Origin of the sequence: Nocardioides perillae (genome assembly GCF_013409425.1) — a bacterium.
Taxonomy (GTDB): Bacteria; Actinomycetota; Actinomycetes; order Propionibacteriales; family Nocardioidaceae; genus Nocardioides; species Nocardioides perillae.
On the sequence record NZ_JACCAC010000001.1, the window covers coordinates 735,985 to 757,683 of the forward strand.

Consider the following 21,699-nt stretch of genomic DNA (forward strand, 5'->3'; position numbering starts at 1 on the left):
AGACTCGCCGGGTGAACCGACAGCAGGCCACCACCCTCGTCTTCGCGGCGGTCGGGGCGAGCGTGCTCGGGTTCCTGCTGCGCGTGGAGCCGGGGTCGAGCACGTTCTACGCCCTCACCTTCGGCCTCGCCGCGGTCTGGGCGGTCGGCGCCTTCGCCGCGGGCCCGCTCCACCTCGGCCGGGTGGGCGACGGGCTCTACCTCCGCCAGCTCTTCGGCCCGGCCGTGTGGACCTGGGCCCAGGGCCGGCGGCCCGTCATCATCGGCGTCGGGGGCGGCGTCGTGCTCGCCACCGTCTTCGTGCTCGGCGGCCTGCTGGTGCGCGAGCTGACCTTCCTGGAGCCGCTGGAGCGGGCGATCGCGCAGGTCGTGCAGTTCGCCAACCAGGGCAGCGCCCCGCTGCTGCTGGTGATCACCGTGCTCAACGGGCTCGCGGAGGAGACCTTCTTCCGCGGCGCGGTCTTCGACGCGGTGCCCCACCGCAAGGTCGTGGTCTCCACCGCGCTCTACGTCGTCGCGACGGCCCTCACCGGCAACGTCATGCTCGCCTTCGCCGCGATCGTCATCGGCGCCGTCACCGGCTACCAGCGGCTGGTCACCGGTGGCATCCTCGCGCCGATGCTCACCCACATCACCTGGTCGGTGACGATGCTCTACGCGCTGCCGGCGATCTTCGTCGCCTGAGCGGACCGCACGCGGCCCGCGCCGCCTGGCGCGCGGCCCCGGGCCTGGGTGGCCTCAGGCCCCCGTGGCCGCCCGCCGCTCGGCCAGCGCCCGGCGCACCGCCTCCTCGTAGGTCAGCGGCTCCCCGGGCACCACGTCGCGGATCGAGTGGTCCTTGACGACCACCTCGACGTCCATGGAGTCGATGAGGTTGCGCCCGGTGGTCACGTCGACGTCGGTGACCAGCGCCAGCCAGTAGGAGGACAGCCGCGGGCTGAGCACCGGCACGCGGATGATCGGGATGGTGCGCCCGTGGTCGACGCGGGCGGCGACCTGCAGCATGTCGACGTAGGTCAGCTGGTCGGGCCCGCCGACCTCGAAGCACCGGCCCAGCGCCTCCTCGCGACCGAGCACGCCGGCGAGGTAGCGCACCACGTCGTCGACGGCGATCGGCTGGGTGCGGGTCGAGGCCCACTTGGGCGCCACCATGGCGGGCAGGTTCTTCACCAGCTGGCGCGTGATCTCCCAGGAGATGCCGCCGTGGCCGACGACGACGGCCGCACGCAGGACCGTCACGGGCACGCCGGCCTCGCCGAGCAGGCCCTCCACCTGGCGGCGGCTGCGCAGGTGGGCCGAGAGCGCCTCGTCCTCCTCGCCCAAGCCGCCGAGGTAGACGATCTGCTGCACGCCCTGCGCGGCCGCGGCCTCGCCGAAGGTGCGCGCGGCCGTCGCGTCGTGCTCCTCGAAGTCGGGCCGGTCGAGCGAGTGGACGAAGTAGTAGGCCACCTGCACGCCCTCGAGCGCGGCCACGAGGGAGTCGCGGTCGGTGACGTCGCCGTAGGTCGCGGTGCCGGCGCCGTCGTACTGCTCCGGGCGGCGCGTCATCGCGCGCACGTCGTGACCGGCCTCGGCGAGCACCGGCACGAGCCGGCGACCCACGAAGCCGGAGGCACCGGTGACGAGCACGCGGGTGGGCGCGGGCGCGGCGTCGGTCATGCGCTCCAGCATGCCGGGTCGGTGCACGCCCGGCCCGTCACCCGCCCGAGCGGTGGGGTCAGCCCCCGGTCAGGCTGAAGTGCTGCCAGTCGCGCAGCGTGCGGTAGTCCCCGCCCCAGGACCAGCCGATCCGCGCGAAGGCCCGCACGACCGGCCCGCCGGCCCGGACCATCCCCGGGGCGCGGCGGTCGCGGTCGAGGTAGGCGGAGGCGAGCTCGGGGAGCACGATCCGCTCGGTGCCGGACGCGGTCTCGCGCACCCGCAGGTAGGGGTTCTGGAACGGGTTCAGGTCGACAGCGAGTCCGTAGGCGTGCTGGCTGAACCCGCCGCCGCCGGTGACGGGTCGGCACACGAAGGCGCCGGTGTCGTTGCCGTCGCCGGTGGGCGGGGCGTCGAGGGCGGCGCGGTCGGTGATCGAGACCCGCTCGAGCGGGAAGTCGGCGCGCCACAGGTCGCGGAAGACCTGGCGCAGGTCGGTCGCGACGTCGCGGTGCACGAGCAGCTCGCCGGTGTGCCGGCCGCCGTCGAAGCCGCGGTGCACCACCCGCAACCACGCCAGGTCGTCGCGGGCGACGGGGCAGCCGGGCTCCCAGGTCGACCGGTCGACCACCCGGTCGGGCGCGGGCGCGACGACCCGCGCCGCGTAGCCGTCACCGGGCAGCGGGGCGACCGGGTCGGGCAGGTCGAAGCGGCGGGTGCGCAGCGCCCGCGGCGTGCGCCGCACCTCGCCGTAGCCCGTCTCCGCCTCCGGCAGCACCCGCGTGCCCAGCCAGGGCGGCGGGGTGGTGCCGGGCGCGGGTGGGGTGGTCGGGGTGCTCGGGGTGGGCGTCGCGGTGGGGGAGTCGGGGGAGGTGGGGGAGGTGGGGGACGGGCGCGGCGTCGCGCCGGCGGTCGGCGTCGCGCCCTCGTCGTACGCCGTGGGGCTCGGGTCGGTCGTCTGCGCGCCGCTCGCCTCCGGCCCGGCGAGGCTGCCGCACCCGGCCAGCAGCACCGCTCCGGTCAGCAGGCCGGCCGCGCGCGCAGTGGCCCTGCGCGTCCTGCTCGCTCCCCTGGCACCCACCCCTCGACCGTACGGCCCCTTGTAACGCGCCGTCAGGAGCACCACCTACCCCGTCGACGGGGGTGGGTGGTGCTTCCAACGGCGCGTTACATGCGGTCCGGGGCGGTGCGGGCCAGCACGGCGCAGGCGTGCGGGGGGAGCGAGAGCGTGCCGGCGCCTCCGCCTCCGCCCTCGCCCTCGCCCTCGGCCAGCGTCGCGCCCGAGGGGCCCGCGAAGACCACGACCCGGTCGCCCTCGACCGCGACCTCGCGGGGGGCGTCGGAGAAGTTCACGGCGACCAGCAGCTCGTCGTGGTCGTGCCCGCGCCGCATGGTGAAGACGCGGGTCTCCTCGTCGGCCGTGCACGCGGTGGCGCCGAAGGCCGGGTCGGTGACCGCGGGCAGCGTGCGCCGCAGCGTGGTGAGCTGGCGGTAGGCGTCGAGCACGACCGCGTGGCGCCCGCCCTCGAGCTCGCTCCAGTCGAGCTTCGAGCGGGTGAAGGTCGCGGGGTCCTGCGGGTCGGGCACCGTCGCGGGGTCCCACCCCATCTCCGCGAACTCCGCGATCCGGCCCTCGGCCGTCGCGGTGCCGAGCTCGGGCTCGGGGTGGGAGGTGAAGAACTGGAACGGCGAGGACGCCGCCCACTCCTCGCCCTGGAAGAGCATGGGGGTGAAGGGCCCGAGCAGCGTCAGCACGGCCGCCGTCACGAGCTGGTCGTCGTCGAGGTGCTCGGTGAGCCGGTCGCCGCGGGCGCGGTTGCCGACCTGGTCGTGGTTCTGCGAGCAGACCACGAGGCGCCACGTCGGCATCGCCGCGGTGTCGACCGGGCGGCCGTGGCGCCGACCGCGGAAGGACGACCAGGTGCCGTCGTGGAAGAAGCCGCGCTCGCACACCTTGGCCAGCGCGGCGAGCGGCTCGAAGTCGGCGTAGTAGCCGGTGGTCTCGCCCGTCAGCGCGACGTGGACGGCGTGGTGGAAGTCGTCGCTCCACTGCGCGTCGAGCCCGCGGCCGCCGGCCTCGCGCGGGGTGACCATGCGCGCGTCGTTGAGGTCGGACTCCGCGATGAGCGTGAGCGGGCGGCGCAGCCGCGCCGACAGCGCCGCGACCTCGACCCCCATCTCCTCCAGCAGGTGGGTGATCGAGGAGTCCTGCAGCGCGTGCACGGCGTCGAGGCGGAGACCGTCGACGTGGAGGTCCTCGAGGTACATCCGGACGTCGTCGAGGACGAGCCTGCGCACCTCGGCCGAGCCGGGCCCGTCGAGGTTGACCAGGTCGCCCCAGGTGTTGCGGCCGTCCTTGAGGTAGGGACCGAAGAGCGGGAGGTAGTTGCCGGAGGGACCGAGGTGGTTGTGCACGACGTCCTGCACCACGCCCAGGCCGGCACGGTGGCAGGCGTCGACGAAGCGCTGGTAACCCGCCGGGCCACCGTAGGTCTCGCTCACCGCGAACCAGCCGACCCCGTCGTAGCCCCAGTTGTGGGTGCCGTTGAAGGAGTTGACCGGCAGCAGCTCGACCAGGTCGACGCCGAGCTCGACCAGGTGGTCGAGACGCTCGACCGCCGCGTCGAAGGTGCCCTCCGGCGTGAAGGTGCCGACGTGCAGCTCGTAGACCACCGACCCGGCGAGCTGGCGGCCCGTCCAGTCGTCGTCGGTCCACGCGAAGGCGGCCGGGTCGTAGGTGCGCGACAGCCCGTGCACCCCGTCGGGCTGGCGGCGCGAGCGCGGGTCGGGCCGGGGGTCGGGGTCGTCGTCGAGCAGGAAGCCGTAGGCCACCCCGTCGCCGGACGGGCCCGCCGGGTCGGGCACGTCGCCGACCGGCGTCCACCAGTCGTCGTCGCCCTTGCGCATGTCGACGGCCCGCCCGTCGACGAGCAGCCGCACCCGCTCGGGGCGCGGCGCCCACACATCGTAGGGGCCGTGGGTGGCGGACGTGCTGTGCATCAGGAGTCCCTCCTCAGCAGGGCGACGGGCAGGTCGGCGAGCAGCTCGGCCAGGGGTACGCCGCCGGGGCCGGCCGCGAGCCGGCGACCGGTCACCTCGTCGACCCAGGCACCCTCCGGCAGGTCGAGCGAGGTGTCGCCCCACCCGCCGCGGCGCGCCAGGCCGACCGGCAGCCGGGTCGCGACGGCGACGGCGCCGCCGCGGTCGAAGGCGACGACGTGGTCGGTGGCCTCGCCCTGGGCCGCGACCGGGGTGTAGTCGGTGAACAGCTCGGGCCGGTCGCGGCGCAGCCGCAGCGCGGCGCGGACCACCGCGAGCTTGGCGGCACCGTCGTCGTCGAGGGCGTCGTCGCCCGTGGTCAGCGGCGGCACCCAGCCGTCGGCGACCCGGTCGAGCAGCGCGCGCCGCGCCTCGAAGTCGACCGGCCGGCGGTTGTCGGGGTCGACCAGGCTCTGCTCCCACAGCTCCGAGCCCTGGTAGACGTCGGGCACGCCCGGTGCCGTCAGGGCCAGCAGCTTGAGCGAGAGCGAGTTGACCCAGCCCGGCCCGGCGAGGCGCCTCGCCAGGGCCGCGACCTCCGCGGCGACCGCCTCGTCGTCGTACGCCGCGTCGACGGCCGCGTGCACCGCACCCTCGAACGCCTCGTCGGGCTCGGTCCAACGGGTGTGCGCGCCGGCCTCGCGCATCGCCTTCTCGGCGTAGGCGTGCAGCCGCTCGCGGCTCACCGGCCAGGCGCCGACCGCGGCCTGCCACAGCAGCGAGCCGAAGCCCGGGTCGGGCACGGGCGCCCGCTCCTGCAGCCGGTCGAGCGCGACGGCCCACACGTCCGGCACCTCCGCGAGCACCGAGATGCGCGCGCGGGTGTCCTCGCCGCGCTTGGTGTCGTGGGTCGAGGTGGTCGTCATCGCGTGCGGCCAGTCGCGCTGCCGCGCGGTGAGCGCGGCGTGCAGCTCGTCGACCGACACGGCGAAGTCGGCCGGGTCGGCGCCGACCTCGGTGAGCGAGGTCAGGCGCGACCAGCGGTAGAAGGAGCAGTCCTCGACGCCCTTGGCCATCACCATGCCGGAGGTCTGCTGGAAGCGCTTCGCGGCGGCCGCGTCGGGGTCGGTGAGCCACGGCACGACCTGGTCGAAGGTCGCCGCGAGGTCGGGGCGGCGGTGGCGGGCCTCGGCGACCGCCTCCTCGAGGTGGTCGCGGCCCTCGGGCAGGTAGGAGCGGTAGACCGGGAAGCAGGCGAGCAGCTCGGCGACGACGTCCTCGACCCGGTGGGCCGGCAGGGTCGGCAGGTGGCGGCGCAGCTCGCGGCCGATGCGGCGCACCTCGGCGTGCAGGATGCCGTCGGTGACCTCCCGCTTGAGGTCGTGGACCATCTCCGGCCAGTCGACCGGGCCGCCGCGCAGCCGGGTCTCGAGGGCGTCGAGCGGCTCCTCGCCGGCGGGGTCGACCAGCACGCGGTCGAGGAGGCCGAGGGCGTCGTAGCCGGTCGTGCCCTCGCAGGCCCAGGAGACCGGCAGGTGCTCGCCGGGCTCGAGGATCTTCTCGACCAGCACGTAGGCGCCGCCGGTCAGCTCGGCGAGGTCGTCGAGGTAGCCCTTCGGGTCGCGCAGGCCGTCGGGGTGGTCGACGCGCAGCCCGTCGACCAGGCCCTCGCTGATCCAGCGGCCGATCTCGCGGTGCGTGTCGCGGAAGACCTCCGGGTCCTCGACGCGCAGGGCCGCGAGGGTGTTGACGGCGAAGAACCGGCGGTAGTTGAGGTCGTCGTCGGCGTCGTGCCAGTTGACCAGCTCGTAGTGCTGGCGGTCGTGGACGGTGTCGGCGTCCACGACGGCGCCCGGCTCGGCCGTGCCCTCGGGCAGCGGCTCGCCGAGGTCGTCGGCGGTGCCGGGCGCGACCGGGAAGCGGTGGTCGTGGTAGCGCAGCTCGGGCTCGCCCGACTCGTCGTCGACGACCACGGCCAGGTGGCCGATGGTCGCGCCGGCGCCGTGGGCGTCCTGCGGCAGGTCGTGGTCGCCGACGACCGGGATGCGCAGCCGGCCGTCCCCGGCCGACCAGTCGACGTCGAAGGCGGCGGCGTGCTCGGCATCGCGGCCGTGCTTGAGCACGTCCCACCACCACGGATCCTCGACCGGGGTCGCGACGCCGACGTGGTTGGGGACGATGTCGACGAGCACGCCGAGGCCGAGCTCACGTGCCGTCGCCGCGAGCGCGGCCAGGCCGGCCTCGCCGCCGCGCTCCTCGTCGACGTGGTCGTGGGCCACGACGTCGTAGCCGTGGTCGCTGCCCGGCTCCGAGGCCAGGATCGGGGACAGGTAGACCCAGTCGGCGCCCAGGTCGCGCAGGTAGGGCAGCACCTCCGCGCAGCGGAAGAGGTCCTGCGCGGGCGTCACCTGCAGCCGGTAGGTGCTGGTCGGCACCCGGGCCGGCACCTGACGGGTACGCCGCGGGGCGGCGCCGGTCTCGTCGCTCACGCCTGCGTCCCCTCCTCGGGCTGCTGGGTGTCGGCCTCGGCCGGCACCTCGTCGCTGCTCCCGCCGTCGGCCCCGTCGTCGGCCCCGTCGTCGGCCTCGCCGCTGCCCTCGCCGTCGGCGTCCATGCCGTCGTGCTCCTCCGCGCGCTCTTCGGCGCGGGCGATCGCGTCGTCGACGGCCTGCTGCTCGCCTCGCGTGGTCTTGGCGAGCACCGCGAGCGAGGCCGCGACCGAGGTGTCGACCTCGGGCTCGGCCTCGCGGTGCTGGCGCAGCACGAGCATCGACCGGCTCGGGAGCGGCACGGTCGCGCCGGCGGCGTACTCCTCGTGGTCGGCGGGGCGGCCGGCGGTGTCGACGACGACGTCCCACGACTCGGCGTACTCGGCGGAGGGGAGCACGACCTCGGTGTCGCCGTCGGCGTTGAGCCACAGCAGGAAGTGGTCGTCGCTGATGCGCTGGCCGCGCGGGTCGACCCCGGCGATGCCGTCGCCGTTCAGGAACATGCCGATCAGCTGCGAGCCGCCCTCGTGCGGCGGGCGGTCCCAGTCGGCGTCCTCCATCGGCTGCCCGTCGCCGCGCAGCCAGACGGTGTCGCGCACCTGCTCGCCGTCGGCGGTCTCGACGACACCGCCGGAGAAGAAGCGGCGACGGCGGAAGGTCGGGTGCTCGTGGCGCAGCCGCGCGACCTCGGCGGCGAACTCGAGCAGCGGCGCGTCGGCGCGGTCCCAGTGGACCCAGCTGATCTCGGAGTCCTGGGCGTAGGTGTTGTTGTTGCCGAGCTGGGTGCGGCCCAGCTCGTCGCCGTGCAGCAGCATCGGCACGCCCTGGCTGAGCAGCAGCGTGGTGAGGAAGTTGCGCTGCTGGCGCGCGCGCATCGTGAGCACCTCGGGGTCGTCGGTCGGACCCTCGACGCCGTGGTTCCACGAGCGATTGTGGCTCTCGCCGTCGTTGCCGTCCTCGCCGTTGGCGTCGTTGTGCTTCTCGTTGTAGGACACGAGGTCGCGCAGCGTGAAGCCGTCGTGGGCGGTGACGAAGTTGATGCTCGCGAAGGGCCGGCGACCGGAGTGCTCGTAGAGGTCGGAGGAGCCGGCCAGGCGGCTGGCGAACTCGCCGAGGCTGGGCTCGCCGCGCCAGAAGTCGCGCACCGTGTCGCGGTAGGCGCCGTTCCACTCGGTCCACTGCGGCGGGAAGCCGCCGACCTGGTAGCCGCCGGGGCCGACGTCCCACGGCTCGGCGATCAGCTTGACCTGGCTGACGACCGGGTCCTGCTGCACGAGCTCGAAGAAGGTGGCGAGCCGGTCGACGTCGTAGAACTCGCGGGCGAGCGCGGCGGCGAGGTCGAAGCGGAAGCCGTCGACGTGCATCTCGGTCACCCAGTAGCGCAGCGAGTCCATGATCAGCTGCAGCGAGTGCGGGTGGCGCACGTTGAGGCTGTTGCCGGTGCCGGTGTAGTCCATGTAGTACTGCTGGTCGTCCTCGACGAGGCGGTAGTACGCCGGGTTGTCGATGCCCTTGAACGACAGGGTCGGGCCGAGGTGGTTGCCCTCGGCGGTGTGGTTGTAGACGACGTCGAGGATGACCTCGATGCCCGCGGCGTGCATCGCCTTGACCATCGACTTGAACTCCTGCACCTGCTGGCCCGGCTCGGAGGTCGCGGCGTAGGAGGCGTGCGGGGCGAAGAAGCCGAGGGTGTTGTAACCCCAGTAGTTGCGCAGGCCCTTCTCGAGCAGGGTGTTGTCCTGCACGAACTGGTGCACGGGCATGAGCTCGATCGCCGTGACGCCGAGCTTCTGCAGGTGGTCGGTGATGGCCGGCAGCGCGAGGGCGGCGTAGGTGCCGCGCATCTCCTCGGGCACGTCGGGGTGCAGCTGGGTGAGGCCCTTGACGTGCGCCTCGTAGATCACGGAGTCGGCGTAGGGCACGTAGGGCGGGCGGTCGCCCTCCCAGTCGAAGAACGGGTTGATGACGACGCCGAGGGTCATGTGGGCGGCGGAGTCCTGGTCGTTGCGGCTGTCGGGGTCGCCGAAGTCGTAGGCGAAGAGGCTGGGGTGCCAGTCGATCTCGCCGCTCGTGGCCTTCGCGTAGGGGTCGAGGAGCAGCTTCTGGGGATTGCAGCGCAGGCCCTGCGCCGGGTCCCAGGGGCCGTGCACGCGGTAGCCGTAGCGCTGGCCGGGCTGCACGCCCGGCAGGTAGCAGTGCCACACGTGCGCGTCGACCTCGGTGAGCTCGACCCGGGTCTCGACCAGGCCCTTCTTCCGGCTGCCCTTGGGCTGCTGGTCGAAGAGGCACAGCTCGACGCGGTCGGCGACCTCGCTGAAGAGGGCGAAGTTGGTGCCGCTGCCGTCGTAGGTGGCGCCGAGGGGGTAGGCCGAGCCGGGCCACACCTCCGGCCGGCCGTCGGCGCCGACCACCCGGTCGCGCGCGCTCCCGCGGGCGGCGGCGGTGGTGCGGGCGCGGGGGCTGCTCTGGGGCACGGTGTCTCCTGGTGCGTCGTACGGCGCGTCCCGGTGCCCGGTGCGCTGCTCATTGGATCGTTCAAGTCATCTTGTCCGACGACCCCGGCCCAGTACCCACCCGCATGCGCGTTACCCGCCGGTAGCGACGGCGTACGATGGCCGGCATGAAGCGCACCATCTACACCGAGGACCACGAGGCCTTCCGCGCCTCCGTGCGCGAGTTCCTCGAGCGGTCGGTCGTCCCCCACGTCGAGCAGCACGCGGCCGACAAGTCGCTGCCCCGCGACTTCTGGCTCGAGGCCGGCAAGCAGGGCTTCCTCGGTCTCGAGGTCCCCGACGAGTTCGGCGGCGCCAAGGACCTCCAGGGCGGCGACTACCGGTTCAACGCCGTGCTGATGGAGGAGCTGTCCTTCGTCAACGCCGCGCTGTCGTCGTGCGTCGGCATCCACGCCGACATCGTCGCGCCCTACCTCGTCGAGCTCACCACCGAGGAGCAGCGCCAGCGCTGGCTGCCCGGTGTCGCCTCGGGCGAGACGCTCTGCGCGATCGGCATGACCGAGCCCTCCGGCGGCTCCGACCTGGCGGCGCTCAAGACGACCGCGGTGCGCGACGGCGACGACTGGGTCGTCAACGGCTCGAAGACCTTCATCACCAACGGCTACTCCGCCGACCTGGTGGTCACCGCGGTCCGCACCAGCCCCGAGAAGGGCGCGCGCGGCATCACGCTCTTCGGCATCGAGACCGACAAGCCGGGCTTCAGCCGCGGTCGCAAGCTCGACAAGGTCGGTCAGGACGAGTCCGACACCGCCGAGCTGTTCTTCGAGGACGTCCGCGTCACCGACGCCGACGTCGTGGGCGAGCTCGACAACGGCTTCATCCACATGATGCAGAACCTCCCGCAGGAGCGCCTGGGCTGCGCGATCTCCAACCTGGCGCACGCCAAGCAGATCCTGGTCGAGACGCTGCAGTACACCAAGGACCGCAAGGCCTTCGGCCAGGGCGTGGGCTCCTTCCAGCACAACAAGTTCCTGCTCGCCGAGCTGTTCACCCAGGTCGACGTCACCCAGGCCTACGTCGACCAGTGCGTGCTCGCGCACTCCGCCGGCGACCTCACCCCCACCGACGCCGCCAAGGCCAAGTGGTGGACCTCGCAGGTGCAGAACGAGATCCTCGACCACTGCGTGCAGCTGCACGGCGGCTACGGCTTCATGAACGAGTACCGCGTCGCCCGCGCCTGGCGCGACGCCCGCGTCTCGAAGATCTGGGCCGGCTCCAACGAGATCATGAAGGAGCTCATCGGCCGCGACCTCGGCCTCTGAGGCGCGTCTGCGGGGTGTCGGAGTCCCCGGCTGACCGGTGACTCCTGCACTTGTGGCCCGACAACTCGGGCCACAAGTGCAGGACTTGCCCCCCCAGTACGCCGGGGCGCGCGACGCGGCCCCGTCCCAGGGCCCCCGCCCGCCCCAGCAGCCCCTTTGGTGCATTCGGCTGTGCGGCGCGGCGGGGTCCGGCACGATGAGCGCGTGGACGACGAGCAGGACCGCGGCACGGGACCGCGCGGCCCCGCGCCCGGGCGCCGGCCGCACCCCGGGCCCGACGCCTCGCCCTTCGCGCTGGAGGTGTGGCGCGCGAGCGAGGAGGTCGCCGACGTGCTCGACCAGTTCGACGACGAGGACGAGCGCCAGCGCGCCGCCGAGCTGATCTACCGCGACGCCGACGGCACCGTGCGCACGCGCCACGGCATGCTGCGCCCGGTCCGCGACGACCCCTGAGCCCGCCTCCGACCCGCCGCCGACCGGCCGCCGTCCCGCGGCACCCCTGCCGACCCGCACCAGCACCTGCACCGCAACCCCCGGCGTACGTCGTAGGGTCGCCGCCGTGCGCGTCTTCGTCGCCCTGAGGCCGCCCGAGGAGGCGGTGGAGCACCTCGCCGACTTCCTGGAGCCGCGGCGCGAGGCCGCGCCGCCGGGGCTGCGGTGGTCACTGGTGGAGCAGCTGCACGTGACGCTCGCCTTCGCCGCGGAGCTCGAGGAGCGCCGCCTCGACGACCTGCTCGAGGGGGTGGCCGCCGCCGCGGCGCGCCGTCGCCCCGTGCCGACCCGGGTCGCCGGTGGCGGGGCCTTCCCCGACGTCGGCCGCGCGAAGGTGCTGTGGGCGGGCCTCGACCTGGCGCCCGACGACGCGGCGGAGGTCGATGCGCTCGCGGCCGGCGTCCGCACGGCCGTGGCGCGGGCCGGCGCGCCGGTCGACGGCGCCCGCTTCCGCCCGCACCTGACCGTGGCGCGGCTCGGCCGGCCGCGCGAGATCACGCGGTGGGTGCAGCTGCTCGACGCCTACGTCGGGCCGCGCTGGCACGCCGACCAGGTCGCGGTGGTGGCGTCCCACCTCGGGGAGGGCCCGGGCGGGCGCCCGCGCCACGAGCAGCTGGCCCGGCTGCCCGTCGGCGCCTGACCCGCGTCTCACCCGCACCCGACCCCGCAGGACCCCGCCAGACCTGCGCCGACCCCGCACCGCGCGGTGCCTGTCGCGCGCCCGCTCGGTGCCCTAGGTTCAGCGGCGTGAGGCCGCGCGCTGGAGGCACTGCAGGGAGCACCGCATGAGGATCGCCGTCGTCCGCGAGACCCGCGAGGCCGAGGCCCGCGTCGCCATGGTGCCCGAGCTGGTGGGCAAGCTGACCGCCCTGGGCTACGAGGTGCTGGTCGAGCCCGGGGCCGGCCTGAGCGCGGGCGCGACCGACGCCGACTACACGACCGCGGGCGCGCAGGTCGACGACCGCGCGCTCGACGACGCCGACGTCGTGCTGGCGGTGCAGCCGCTCGGCGTCGACCAGGTGCGCCGGCTGCGCCGCGGTGCGGCGACGATCTCCTTCCTGCCGACCGCGCAGGTGCCCGAGGTGGTACGCGACCTGCGCGACCTGGCGATCACCTCCTTCGCGGTCGAGCTGGTGCCGCGGATCAGCCGCGCGCAGTCGATGGACGCGCTCTCCTCGCAGTCGCTCGTCTCGGGCTACCGCTGCGCGATCGTCGCCGCCGGCATGCTGCGCCGCTTCTTCCCGCTCAACATGACCGCCGCCGGCACGGTGCCGCCCGCCGAGGTGGTCGTGCTCGGTGCGGGCGTCGCGGGCCTGCAGGCCATCGCCACCGCGCGCCGGCTCGGCGCCGTCGTCAAGGCGTACGACGTGCGCGCGGCCGCCGCCGAGGAGATCCGGTCGCTGGGGGCCCAGGCGATCGAGCTGGACCTCGAGACGCTCGAGGGCGCCGGGGGCTACGCCCGCGAGATGAGCGAGGAGCGGGCGGCGCGCCAGCGCGAGCTGCTCGCCCCCCACATCGCCTCGGCCGACGCGCTCATCACCACCGCGGCGGTGCCGGGCCGCACCGCGCCGGTGCTGGTGACCGCCGCCATGGTCGAGCGCATGCGGCCCGGCTCGGTCGTGGTCGACCTGGCCGCGGAGTCCGGCGGCAACGTCGAGGGCTCGGTGCCCGGCGAGGTGGTGCGCGTGGGCGGCGCCACCCTGTGGGGCGGGCGCAACGTGCCCGCGCAGATGCCGGCGCCCGCCTCGCGGCTCTACGCCCAGAACCTCGTCAACCTCGTCGCCCTCATGACCGCCGCCGGCGAGGACGCGCCGCCCGGCACGTTCCTGCCGGACTGGGGCGACGAGATCGTCGCCGCGTCGTGCGTCACCCGCGACGGCGCGATCGTCCACGACCCGACCCGGGTCGCCCTCGAAGGACCTGCCGGAGGTGCCCTGCCGTGACCCTCGACCCCGCGGTCGTCTGGCTGACGATCTTCGTGCTCAGCGTCTTCGTCGGCGTCGAGGTGATCTCGAAGGTCTCCTCGACCCTGCACACCCCGCTCATGTCCGGCGCCAACGCCATCCACGGCATCATCCTGCTCGGCGCGGTCCTGGTGACCGGCACCGCCGACTCGGGGCTCGCCCTGGTCGTCGGCCTCGTCGCCGTCGTGCTCGCCTCCGTCAACGTCGTCGGCGGCTTCGTCGTGACCGACCGGATGCTGCGGATGTTCCAGCGCCGCAAGCCAGCGAAGGGGCAGCCGGCCGGGTCCGACGGCGCCGGCCGGTGAGCGACGTGAGCACCGTGCCCACCTGGGTGCAGCTGGTCTACCTCGGCTGCGCCGTCGCCTTCATCCTCGCGCTCAAGGGGCTGGCAGGCCCGCGCACCGCCCGCGCCGGCAACCTGCTCGGCGCCGCCGCGGCCGCGGTGGCCTGCGCGGTCCCCTTCCTCCACCTCGACCTCGACCACGTCGGGCTGATCCTGGGCGCGGTCGCGCTCGGCTCGCTCGTCGGCGCGGTCGGCGCCCGCCGGGTGCAGATGACGCAGATGCCGCAGATGGTCGCGCTCTTCAACGGCGTCGGCGGCGGCGCGGCCGCCCTGGTGGCGCTCCTGGAGCTCGAGCACCTCGTCGAGGACGGCGCGCCCACCTTCTACCTCGTCGCCACGGCGTTCACGATCCTCGTCGGCTCGGTCTCCTTCTCCGGCTCGGTCGTCACCTTCGCCAAGCTGCAGGAGCTCATGACCTCGCGGCCGGTGACCTTCCCGGGGCTGCCGGTGGTCTTCGGCCTGGCCGCCGTCGCGGCGCTCGCGGTGGGCGTCGTGCTGTCGACGGCGTCGGGGGCGAGCGTCTGGCTGGGCGTCGGGCTCGCGCTGCTCGGCCTCGCGGTCGGCGTGCTGCTGGTGCTGCCGGTCGGCGGCGCCGACGTGCCGATCGTCATCTCGCTGCTCAACGCCTTCACCGGCCTGACGGTCGCCGCCGGCGGCTACGTCCTGCAGAACGTCGTGCTCCTCGTCGCCGGCACCCTGGTCGGCGCCTCCGGCACCTTCCTCACCCTGCTGATGGCCGGCGCGATGGGCCGCTCGGTGTCGAACATCCTCTTCGGCGCGCTGAAGGGCGGCTCCACGCTCGGCGCGGGCGAGGCGTCCGACCGCCCGGTGCGCTCGGCCGGGCCCGAGGACGTCGCCATCCTGCTCGGCTACGCCGACAGCGTCCTCGTCGTGCCCGGCTACGGCCTCGCCGTGGCCCAGGCGCAGCACACCCTGCGCGAGCTGGTCGAGGTGCTGCAGGCGCGCGGCACGCGCGTCGCCTACGCCATCCACCCGGTCGCCGGCCGGATGCCCGGCCACATGAACGTGCTGCTGGCCGAGGCCCAGGTGCCCTACGAGCAGCTGCGCGAGATGGACGACGTCAACGGCGAGTTCAAGCAGACCGACGTGGTGCTCGTCGTCGGCGCCAACGACGTGGTCAACCCCGCCGCGCGCACGTCGCCCGGTGCGCCGATCTACGGCATGCCGATCCTCGACGTCGACGAGGCGCGACAGGTGGTCTTCCTGAAGCGCTCGATGCGTCCCGGCTTCGCCGGCATCGAGAACGAGCTGCTCTTCGACCCCAAGACCACCCTGCTCTTCGGCGACGCCAAGGCCACGCTGACCAAGCTGCTGGGGGCGACCAAGGCGCTCTGAGGCCCGCCGGCAGCGCGGCCGGGCGGTGCCGCTCAGCCGTGCGCCACCCCGTACAACCGGTCGCCGGCGTCGCCGAGGCCGGGGACGATGTAGCCGAGCTCGTTGAGCCGCTCGTCCATGGCGGCGGTGACGACGGTGACCGGCACGTCGAGGTCGGCGAGCTCGCGCTCGAGGCGCTCGCAGCCCTCGGGGGCGACGAGCAGGCAGATCGCGGTGATGTGGTCGGCCCCGCGGTCGGTGAGGAAGCGGATCGCCGCGGCCAGCGTGCCGCCGGTGGCGAGCATCGGGTCGAGCACGTAGCACTGGCGCCCCGAGAGGTCCTCGGGCAGGCGCTCGGCGTAGGTCGAGGCCTCCAGCGTCTCCTCGTTGCGGATCATCCCGAGGAAGCCCACCTCGGCCGTCGGCAGCAGCCGCATCATCCCGTCGAGCATCCCGAGCCCGGCCCGCAGGATCGGCACGACGAGCGGCTTGGGGGTGGCCAGGCGTACGCCGGTCGTCGCCGCCACGGGCGTCTCGATGTCGACGTCGGTCACCCGCACCTCGCGGGTCGCCTCGTAGGCCAGCAACGTGACGAGCTCGTCGGCCAGCCGCCGGAAGGTCGGCGAGTCGGTCGAGGCCTCCCGCAGCGTGGTGAGCTTGTGGGCGACGAGCGGGTGGTGGACGACCTCGGTGCGCATGGGCCGCACCCTAGCCCCGCGGGGTGGAGCGACCAGAACCCTCTTGGCGCGGGCCCCCCGACCTGCCACGCTGGACGGCGGGACAGGCGGGGACCCGGCTGGCGGGACCGCGAGCAGGCGCAGGAGGAGGCAGTCGTGAGCGAGCAGACCGACGGCATCGACTTCGCCGTCGCGGCCTACCGCGAAGACGGCCGCTGGGTCGTCGACGACATCGCCGACCGCTTCCTCACCGACCTCGACACGCTCGCCTCGGGCCTGCGGCGCTTCCCGGGCGACGGCGGGGCGGTGGGCCTGGTCGCGGTCGACGAGGACTTCTTCCTCGTCGTCCGGGTCACCGGCCCGCGCACCCGGTTGCTCCTCTCCGACGTCACCGCCGCGCTCGAGTGGGAGCTCGCGGCGGAGGCCGTCGAGCTGCTGGGCCTGCCCGACCCCGAGGACGACGACGAGCCGGAGCCGGCCGGCGACGTCGAGGTGCTGAGCGACCTGGGCCTGCCCGCCGCCGAGCTGGTCGACCTGCTCGAGGACCTCGTCGACGACGACGACCTCTACCCCGACGAGGTGCTCTCGGAGGTCGCCCGGCGCCTCGGCTTCGGCGAGCTCTTCGACGACGCCGTCGGCCTCACCACCGCGTGAGCGCCGGCCCCCACGTCGGCGCCGCACCCGCGGGGCCGGCGGCACCGTCGGCGTACGACGGGTGGATGGGCCTCGCGCTCGACGAGGCGCGGGGCGCGCTCGCGACCGGTGACGTCCCGATCGGCGCGGTCGTGGTCGACCGGGCCGGCGCGGTGCTGGGACGCGGGCGCAACGTCCGCGAGGCAGAGGCGGACCCGACCGGCCACGCCGAGGTGGTCGCGCTGCGCGCGGCCGCACGCGAGCGCGGGGAGTGGCGGCTCGGCGGCTGCACCCTGGTGGTGACCCTCGAGCCCTGCACGATGTGCGCTGGAGCTGCGGTGCTGGCGCGCGTCGACCGGGTCGTGCTCGGCGCCTGGGACGACAAGGCCGGCGCGGTCGGCAGCCTCTGGGACGTCGTGCGCGACCGCCGTCTGAACCATCGTCCCGAGGTGGTCGCCGGGGTGCGCGCGGAGGAGTCCGCCGCGCTGCTCGAGGGGTTCTTCGTCGAGCACCGGCGTGCCGACCGCGACCCGACCGGTGACTGACCTGCGCCGGGCCGGCGCCGCGCGGCGCCGGCCTCGTCGGTCGGCGGCCGGGTGGAGGCCGTCAGGCCGAGGCGGGCTGGCCGACCTCGAGGCCGAGCAGGAAGCCGACGACGTCGAGGTCGTCGGCGAAGCGGTGCGTGACCACGCCGCGACCGGCGCGCGCCACGACGGCGACCGAGCCCGTGCCCGCGGGGGGCTGAGCACGGGGGTCTCCTGGGTGCGGTGGTCTGCGACCGCGGGGTGGGCGGCCGGCCTCGCCGACGCTGGTGCGGCAGCGGCCCGGGTGTGGCCGCAACGACCGGACGGGGGACGGAGGTCCCGGTCGAGCGGGACCGTCGGTGGGGCCTCAGCCGCGCACCGCCCGTGGGCACCGCCCGTGGGCCCCCTTCCGTGCGCGTCGCCCGCCGGGTAGAACGGGGTGGTGCGACGGACGGGCGGTGCGGCGTGAAGGTCGCCCTGATGGTGACGTGCGTCAACGACGCGATGTTCCCCGAGACCGGCAAGGCGGTCGTGCGGCTGCTGGAGCGGCTGGGGGTCGAGGTCGACTTCCCGGCGGCGCAGACCTGCTGCGCCCAGCCGATGGTCAACACCGGCTACCTCGACGAGGCGGTGCCGGTGGTCCGCACGTTCGTGGAGGCGTTCGACGGCTACGACGCGGTCGTGACGCCGTCGGGCTCGTGCGCGGGGTCGGCCCGCCACCAGCACGCGATCGTCGCGCGCCGCTCGGGCGACCCGGCGCTCGCCGCCGCGGTGGAGCGGACCGCGCCGCGGACCTACGAGCTGTCGGAGTTCCTCGTCGACGTGCTCGGCGTGGTGGACGTCGGCGCCTACTTCCCGCACACCGTGACCTACCACCCGACCTGCCACTCGCTGCGGATGCTGGGCGTCGGTGACCGGCCCCGGCGGCTGCTCGAGGCCGTGCGGGGGCTGCGGCTCGTCGAGCTCCCGGGCGCGGCGGAGTGCTGCGGCTTCGGCGGCACCTTCGCGGTGAAGAACAGCGACACGTCGATCGCGATGGGTGCCGACAAGGCCCGGCACGTGCGCGGCACCGGGGCCGAGGTGCTGGTCGCGGGCGACAACTCGTGCCTGGTGCACGTCGGTGGCGTGCTGTCGCGGCAGCAGGCGGGCGTCCGCGTGGTCCACCTCGCCGAGGTGCTGGCCTCGACGGAGGAGGACGCGGCCGACGAGCCGCCGCAGACCTCGCCCGCCACGGCCGTCGGGCGGGCGCCGCTGCAGGGGGAGCGCACGCCGTGAGCGGCACCTTCGTCGGCATGCCGGCCTTCCCCGCGGCGGCCCGCGTGGCCCTGGCCGACACCCAGCTGCGCCACAACCTGGCCCACGCCACCCGCACGATCCGCGACAAGCGGGCCGCGGTCGTCGGCGAGGTGGCGCAGTGGGAGGCGCTGCGCCTGGCCGGGGCGGCGGTCAAGGAGTCGGCGCTGCTCGACCTCGACCGCCACCTCGAGCAGCTCGAGGAGCGGCTGACCGCGGCCGGCGCGACGGTCCACTGGGCGCGCGACGCCGAGGAGGCCTGCGCGGTGGTGGCCGCCGTGGCGCGGGCCCACGGCGTGGACGAGGTGGTCAAGGTCAAGTCGATGGCGACCGCCGAGATCGGCCTGAACGAGGCGCTGGCCGCCGAGGGCATCGCCGCGTGGGAGACCGACCTCGCCGAGCTGATCGTGCAGCTGGGCGGCGACCTGCCCTCCCACATCCTGGTGCCGGCGATCCACCGCAACCGTGCCGAGATCCGCGAGATCTTCCGCCGCGAGATGGCCGCCGCGGGCCGGCCCGCGCCCGACGACCTCACCGACGAGCCGGCCGTCCTGGCGGCAGCGGCGCGGGCGCACCTGCGCGAGAAGTTCCTGCGGGCGAAGGTCGGGGTGTCGGGGGCGAACTTCGCGGTCGCCGAGAGCGGCACGCTGGTCGTCGTGGAGTCCGAGGGCAACGGCCGGATGTGCCTCACGCTGCCCGAGGTGCTCGTCAGCGTCGTGGGCATCGAGAAGGTCGTGCCCACCTGGGAGGCGCTCGACCCGCTGCTGCGGCTGCTGCCGCGCTCCTCCACCGGTGAGCGGATGAACCCCTACACGTCGACGTGGTCGGGCGTGACCCCGGGCGACGGGCCGCAGGAGGTGCACGTCGTGCTGCTCGACGCCGGTCGCACCCGCGCGCTCGCCGACGAGGTCGGCCGGCAGGCGCTGCGGTGCATCCGCTGCTCGGCGTGCCTCAACGTCTGCCCGGTCTACGAGCGCACCGGCGGCCACGCCTACGGCTCGGTCTACCCCGGCCCGATCGGCGCGATCCTCAACCCGCTGATGAAGGGGGTCGGCCAGGCCGGCCCCGAGGGGGCGCAGACCGACTCGCTGCCCTACGCCTCCTCGCTGTGCGGTGCCTGCTTCGAGGTCTGCCCCGTCCGCATCGACATCCCCTCGGTCCTGGTCGACCTGCGCGCCCAGGTGGTCGACGCGCACCGGGGTGACCGCGGCGTGAAGGGGGAGGCGGTGGCGATGAGGGCGGCCGCCTGGTCCTTCTCCGACGCCCGCCGGCTCGCCTGGGCGGAGCGCGCCTCCGGGGTGGCGGGCCGTGTGCTGACCCGCCTCGGGCGCACCACGCTGCCCGGCGGTCGCCGCGCCGCGGGCCGCCTGCCGGGCCCGGGTGCGGCGTGGACCGGCGCCCGTGACCTGCCTGCGCCGCCGCGGGAGTCGTTCCGGGCGTGGTGGGCCCGCACCCGCCCGACGCAGGAGGACGACCGGTGAGTGCCCGCGAGGAGGTCCTGGGCCGGGTGCGCGCTGCGCTGGCCGACGTCGCACCGCAGGCCCGTGCAGCGGTGGCGCCGACCGCGCCGCGGGTCCCCGAGCGGCCGCACCACGAGGTGGTCGACCTGTTCTGCGAGCGGGTCGCCGACTACCGCGCGGTCGTCGAGCGGTGCGCGGTCGACGAGCTGGGGGACCGGGTCGCCGCGGCGCTGGCGGGGGCCGCGCGGGTCGTCGTACCGCCCGGGCTCGCGGACGTGGCGTTGCCGCCCGGGCTCACGGTGGTCGTCGACGGCGAGCCGGACGTGCTGGGCGCGGCGGAGCTCGACGCCGTGGACGCGGTCGTGACCGCGGCCCGGGTCGGCATCGCCGAGACCGGCACGGTCGTGCTCGACCACGCGCCCGACCAGGGACGGCGCGCCCTGACCCTCGTGCCCGACCTCCACGTCTGCGTCGTGCGCGAGGAGCAGGTGGTCGCCGACGTGCCCGACGCGCTGCCGCTGCTCGACCCCGCCCGGCCGCTCACCTGGATCAGCGGGCCGTCCGCGACCAGCGACATCGAGCTGAGCCGGGTCGAGGGCGTCCACGGCCCACGCACCCTCCACGTGCTGGTCGTGGCGGACCGCGAGGGCTGACCGCGGGCCCCGCGGACCCGAGCCCCGCGGGCCCGGGTCCGCGGAACTTGCTGGACGTGGCGGGGGCGTGCCCTCACCCTGGCCCGGTGGGCAACCTCCTCGTGCTGCTGTCGGCCGTCTGCTTCGGTGCGATGGCGGTCTTCGCCAAGCTGGCGTACGCCGAGGGGGTCACGGCCGACGCGCTCGTGCTGGTGCGCTTCTGGCTGGCCGCCGTGCTGCTGGCCGCGCTCACCTGGGTGTGGGGAGGCCGGCGGCGCGGTCCGTCCCAGGCGACGGGTCGGCGGCACGGACTGACCCGGCGCACGGTCGCCGCGGCCCTGGGCCTCGGCGCCCTCGGCTACGCGACGCAGGCGACGCTCTACTTCTCCGCGCTCGAGCGGGCGGGTGCAGGCGTGGTCGCGCTCGTCTTCTACACCTACCCCGCGCTGGTGGTCCTCGCCGCGCTGGCGCTCGGGCGGGAGCGCCCGACCCCCGCACGGGTGGCGGCCCTGGTCGTCGCGACGGCCGGCACGGTGCTGGTGCTGCTCGGCAGCGGGCCGCTCGGCCTCGGTGGCGCCGGGCTCGCCGGGGTCGCGCTGGCGCTCGGTGCGGCCGTGACCTACACCGGCTACATCCTGGTGGCCGACGCGACCGTGCGGGAGGTGCCGCCGCTGGGCCTGGCCACGCTGGTGATGGTCGGAGCCGCGGTCGCGCTGTCGGTGCGCGGCCTCCTGGTCGGTGTCGACCTCACGCTCTCGCCCGCCGGCCTGGCCTGGGTCGCCTGCATCGCGGTCGTGTCGACGGTGGTGGCGGTGACCGCCTTCTTCGCGGGGCTGCAGCGCACCGGCCCCGGCACCGCCTCGATCCTGTCGACCGCCGAGCCGGTGGCCACCGTCGTGCTCGCCGCCGCCGTGCTCGGTGAGCTGCTCGCGCCGGTCGAGCTCGCGGGCGGCCTGCTCGTCCTCGCCTCGGCGCTGCTGGTGCAGTGGCGACGCCGCGGGACCGCACCTGAGAGGCACCTAAGAAAAGTCGGCCCCCGAACGGTGTGGGGGAGGAGCGCCCGGGTACCGGACGACACCTGCGTGGACCCCTGCCACGCCGACGGAGGGAAACGACCATGGACATCCTCGGACTCATCGTCGCAGGCATCATCATCGGCCTGCTCGGCAAGCTCGTCGCCCCCGGCGACAAGGACAACATCCCGATCTGGCTGACGATCCTGTGCGGCATCGGCGGCGTCATCCTGGGCTACTACGTCTACGCCGCCTTCGGTGGCTCGGGCCAGACCAGCGGCATCGACTGGGTGCGCTGGATCGTGGCCGTCATCACCGCGGCCGTGCTCGTGGTGATCGCCTCGACCCTCACCGGGCGCAACACCGGTCACCGCAGCCGCGTCTGACCCTCGTGCGGCCTGCGGGCCCGACGAGACCGACCTCACCGCGCCGGGGCCCTGACGGGTCCCGGCG

Annotated in this window: 20 protein-coding genes; 14 read left to right on the forward strand and 6 right to left on the reverse strand. The window is 74.8% G+C overall.

Going from position 1 to position 21,699, the window contains the following annotated elements; all coding sequences use genetic code 11:
* Nucleotides 1–11 precede the first annotated feature (11 nt).
* The gene (locus tag BJ989_RS03465) at nt 12–683 is read left to right on the forward strand and encodes a CPBP family glutamic-type intramembrane protease (protein WP_179517011.1); all 672 of its coding nucleotides are present in this window, start codon (nt 12–14) and stop codon (nt 681–683) included.
* 54 nt (nt 684–737) lie between these two features.
* Here the strand turns inward: BJ989_RS03465 and BJ989_RS03470 are convergent, their stop codons facing one another.
* From BJ989_RS03470 to glgX, 5 genes are all read right to left on the reverse strand, one after another.
* Complete coding sequence (locus BJ989_RS03470) at nt 738–1,658, reverse strand: NAD(P)H-binding protein (protein ID WP_179517012.1); 921 nt, start codon at nt 1,656–1,658, stop codon at nt 738–740.
* A gap of 58 nt (nt 1,659–1,716) precedes the next feature.
* A complete protein-coding gene (locus BJ989_RS03475) occupies nt 1,717–2,718 on the reverse strand; it encodes a M15 family metallopeptidase (RefSeq protein ID WP_343049062.1) in 1,002 nt (333 codons plus the stop codon).
* Between the two features lie 86 nt (nt 2,719–2,804).
* Complete coding sequence (gene treZ, locus BJ989_RS03480) at nt 2,805–4,637, reverse strand: malto-oligosyltrehalose trehalohydrolase (protein ID WP_179517013.1); 1,833 nt, start codon at nt 4,635–4,637, stop codon at nt 2,805–2,807.
* Nucleotides 4,637–7,105, reverse strand: coding sequence for a malto-oligosyltrehalose synthase (gene treY / locus BJ989_RS03485; RefSeq protein WP_343049063.1), 2,469 nt, complete (start codon nt 7,103–7,105; stop codon nt 4,637–4,639). The genes treZ and treY overlap by 1 nt, the downstream gene beginning before the upstream one ends.
* Complete coding sequence (glgX, locus tag BJ989_RS03490; RefSeq protein ID WP_179519345.1) at nt 7,102–9,516, reverse strand: glycogen debranching protein GlgX; 2,415 nt, start codon at nt 9,514–9,516, stop codon at nt 7,102–7,104. Before glgX ends, treY begins: the two co-directional genes overlap by 4 nt.
* Before the next feature lie 209 nt (nt 9,517–9,725).
* Here glgX and BJ989_RS03495 point away from each other — a divergent pair, with 209 nt between their 5' ends.
* From BJ989_RS03495 to BJ989_RS03520, 6 genes are all read left to right on the forward strand, one after another.
* Complete coding sequence (locus BJ989_RS03495; protein ID WP_179517014.1) at nt 9,726–10,880, forward strand: acyl-CoA dehydrogenase family protein; 1,155 nt, start codon at nt 9,726–9,728, stop codon at nt 10,878–10,880.
* 204 nt (nt 10,881–11,084) lie between these two features.
* Nucleotides 11,085–11,333, forward strand: a complete 249-nt coding sequence (locus BJ989_RS03500) for a hypothetical protein (protein ID WP_179517015.1) — start codon at nt 11,085–11,087, stop codon at nt 11,331–11,333.
* A 106-nt stretch (nt 11,334–11,439) separates the two neighbouring features.
* On the forward strand, nt 11,440–12,012 hold the full coding sequence (gene thpR / locus BJ989_RS03505; RefSeq protein ID WP_179517016.1) for an RNA 2',3'-cyclic phosphodiesterase: 573 nt from the start codon (nt 11,440–11,442) through the stop codon (nt 12,010–12,012).
* A gap of 145 nt (nt 12,013–12,157) precedes the next feature.
* Nucleotides 12,158–13,315: an NAD(P) transhydrogenase subunit alpha gene (locus BJ989_RS03510; RefSeq protein ID WP_179517017.1), complete on the forward strand. Its 1,158-nt coding sequence runs from the start codon at nt 12,158–12,160 to the stop codon at nt 13,313–13,315.
* Nucleotides 13,312–13,641, forward strand: a complete 330-nt coding sequence (locus BJ989_RS03515; protein WP_179517018.1) for a proton-translocating transhydrogenase family protein — start codon at nt 13,312–13,314, stop codon at nt 13,639–13,641. Before BJ989_RS03510 ends, BJ989_RS03515 begins: the two co-directional genes overlap by 4 nt.
* Before the next feature lie 5 nt (nt 13,642–13,646).
* Nucleotides 13,647–15,035: an NAD(P)(+) transhydrogenase (Re/Si-specific) subunit beta gene (locus tag BJ989_RS03520; protein ID WP_179517019.1), complete on the forward strand. Its 1,389-nt coding sequence runs from the start codon at nt 13,647–13,649 to the stop codon at nt 15,033–15,035.
* 32 nt (nt 15,036–15,067) lie between these two features.
* On the opposite strand, the gene upp is transcribed toward BJ989_RS03520, so the two are convergent.
* The gene (gene upp / locus BJ989_RS03525) at nt 15,068–15,712 is read right to left on the reverse strand and encodes a uracil phosphoribosyltransferase (protein ID WP_179517020.1); all 645 of its coding nucleotides are present in this window, start codon (nt 15,710–15,712) and stop codon (nt 15,068–15,070) included.
* Between the two features lie 135 nt (nt 15,713–15,847).
* Here upp and BJ989_RS03530 point away from each other — a divergent pair, with 135 nt between their 5' ends.
* The 7 genes from BJ989_RS03530 to BJ989_RS03560 all read left to right on the forward strand — a co-directional run bounded on the left by BJ989_RS03530 (nt 15,848) and on the right by BJ989_RS03560 (nt 21,632).
* Entirely contained in the window at nt 15,848–16,345 is a 498-nt protein-coding gene (locus BJ989_RS03530) for a tRNA adenosine deaminase-associated protein (RefSeq protein WP_179517021.1), read from the forward strand.
* Nucleotides 16,346–16,410: 65 nt separating this feature from the next.
* Entirely contained in the window at nt 16,411–16,869 is a 459-nt protein-coding gene (locus BJ989_RS03535; RefSeq protein WP_179519346.1) for a nucleoside deaminase, read from the forward strand.
* A 459-nt stretch (nt 16,870–17,328) separates the two neighbouring features.
* Nucleotides 17,329–18,123, forward strand: coding sequence for a (Fe-S)-binding protein (locus BJ989_RS03540; protein WP_179519347.1), 795 nt, complete (start codon nt 17,329–17,331; stop codon nt 18,121–18,123).
* Between the two features lie 17 nt (nt 18,124–18,140).
* Entirely contained in the window at nt 18,141–19,622 is a 1,482-nt protein-coding gene (locus BJ989_RS03545) for a lactate utilization protein B (protein WP_179519348.1), read from the forward strand.
* Nucleotides 19,619–20,254 carry an LUD domain-containing protein gene (locus BJ989_RS03550; protein ID WP_179517022.1) on the forward strand — a complete coding sequence of 212 codons (636 nt, stop codon included), beginning with the start codon at nt 19,619–19,621 and terminating at the stop codon, nt 20,252–20,254. Before BJ989_RS03545 ends, BJ989_RS03550 begins: the two co-directional genes overlap by 4 nt.
* Nucleotides 20,255–20,340: 86 nt before the next feature.
* Entirely contained in the window at nt 20,341–21,447 is a 1,107-nt protein-coding gene (locus BJ989_RS03555) for an EamA family transporter (protein ID WP_179517023.1), read from the forward strand.
* The gene (locus BJ989_RS03560; protein WP_179517024.1) at nt 21,351–21,632 is read left to right on the forward strand and encodes a GlsB/YeaQ/YmgE family stress response membrane protein; all 282 of its coding nucleotides are present in this window, start codon (nt 21,351–21,353) and stop codon (nt 21,630–21,632) included. Before BJ989_RS03555 ends, BJ989_RS03560 begins: the two co-directional genes overlap by 97 nt.
* Nucleotides 21,633–21,699: the final 67 nt, after the last annotated feature.

Bases quoted from the DNA above. Each gene is read 5' to 3' on its own strand.
- BJ989_RS03560 (WP_179517024.1), top strand. From the start codon at position 21,351: ATGGACATCCTCGGACTCATCGTCGCAGGCATCATCATCGGCCTGCTC.
- BJ989_RS03470 (WP_179517012.1), bottom strand. From the start codon at position 1,658: ATGACCGACGCCGCGCCCGCGCCCACCCGCGTGCTCGTCACCGGTGCC.
- upp (WP_179517020.1), bottom strand. From the start codon at position 15,712: ATGCGCACCGAGGTCGTCCACCACCCGCTCGTCGCCCACAAGCTCACC.
- BJ989_RS03545 (WP_179519348.1), top strand. From the start codon at position 18,141: ATGCCGGCCTTCCCCGCGGCGGCCCGCGTGGCCCTGGCCGACACCCAG.
- BJ989_RS03540 (WP_179519347.1), top strand. From the start codon at position 17,329: ATGGTGACGTGCGTCAACGACGCGATGTTCCCCGAGACCGGCAAGGCG.
- treZ (WP_179517013.1), bottom strand. From the start codon at position 4,637: ATGCACAGCACGTCCGCCACCCACGGCCCCTACGATGTGTGGGCGCCG.
- BJ989_RS03495 (WP_179517014.1), top strand. From the start codon at position 9,726: ATGAAGCGCACCATCTACACCGAGGACCACGAGGCCTTCCGCGCCTCC.
- BJ989_RS03535 (WP_179519346.1), top strand. From the start codon at position 16,411: ATGGGCCTCGCGCTCGACGAGGCGCGGGGCGCGCTCGCGACCGGTGAC.
- BJ989_RS03510 (WP_179517017.1), top strand. From the start codon at position 12,158: ATGAGGATCGCCGTCGTCCGCGAGACCCGCGAGGCCGAGGCCCGCGTC.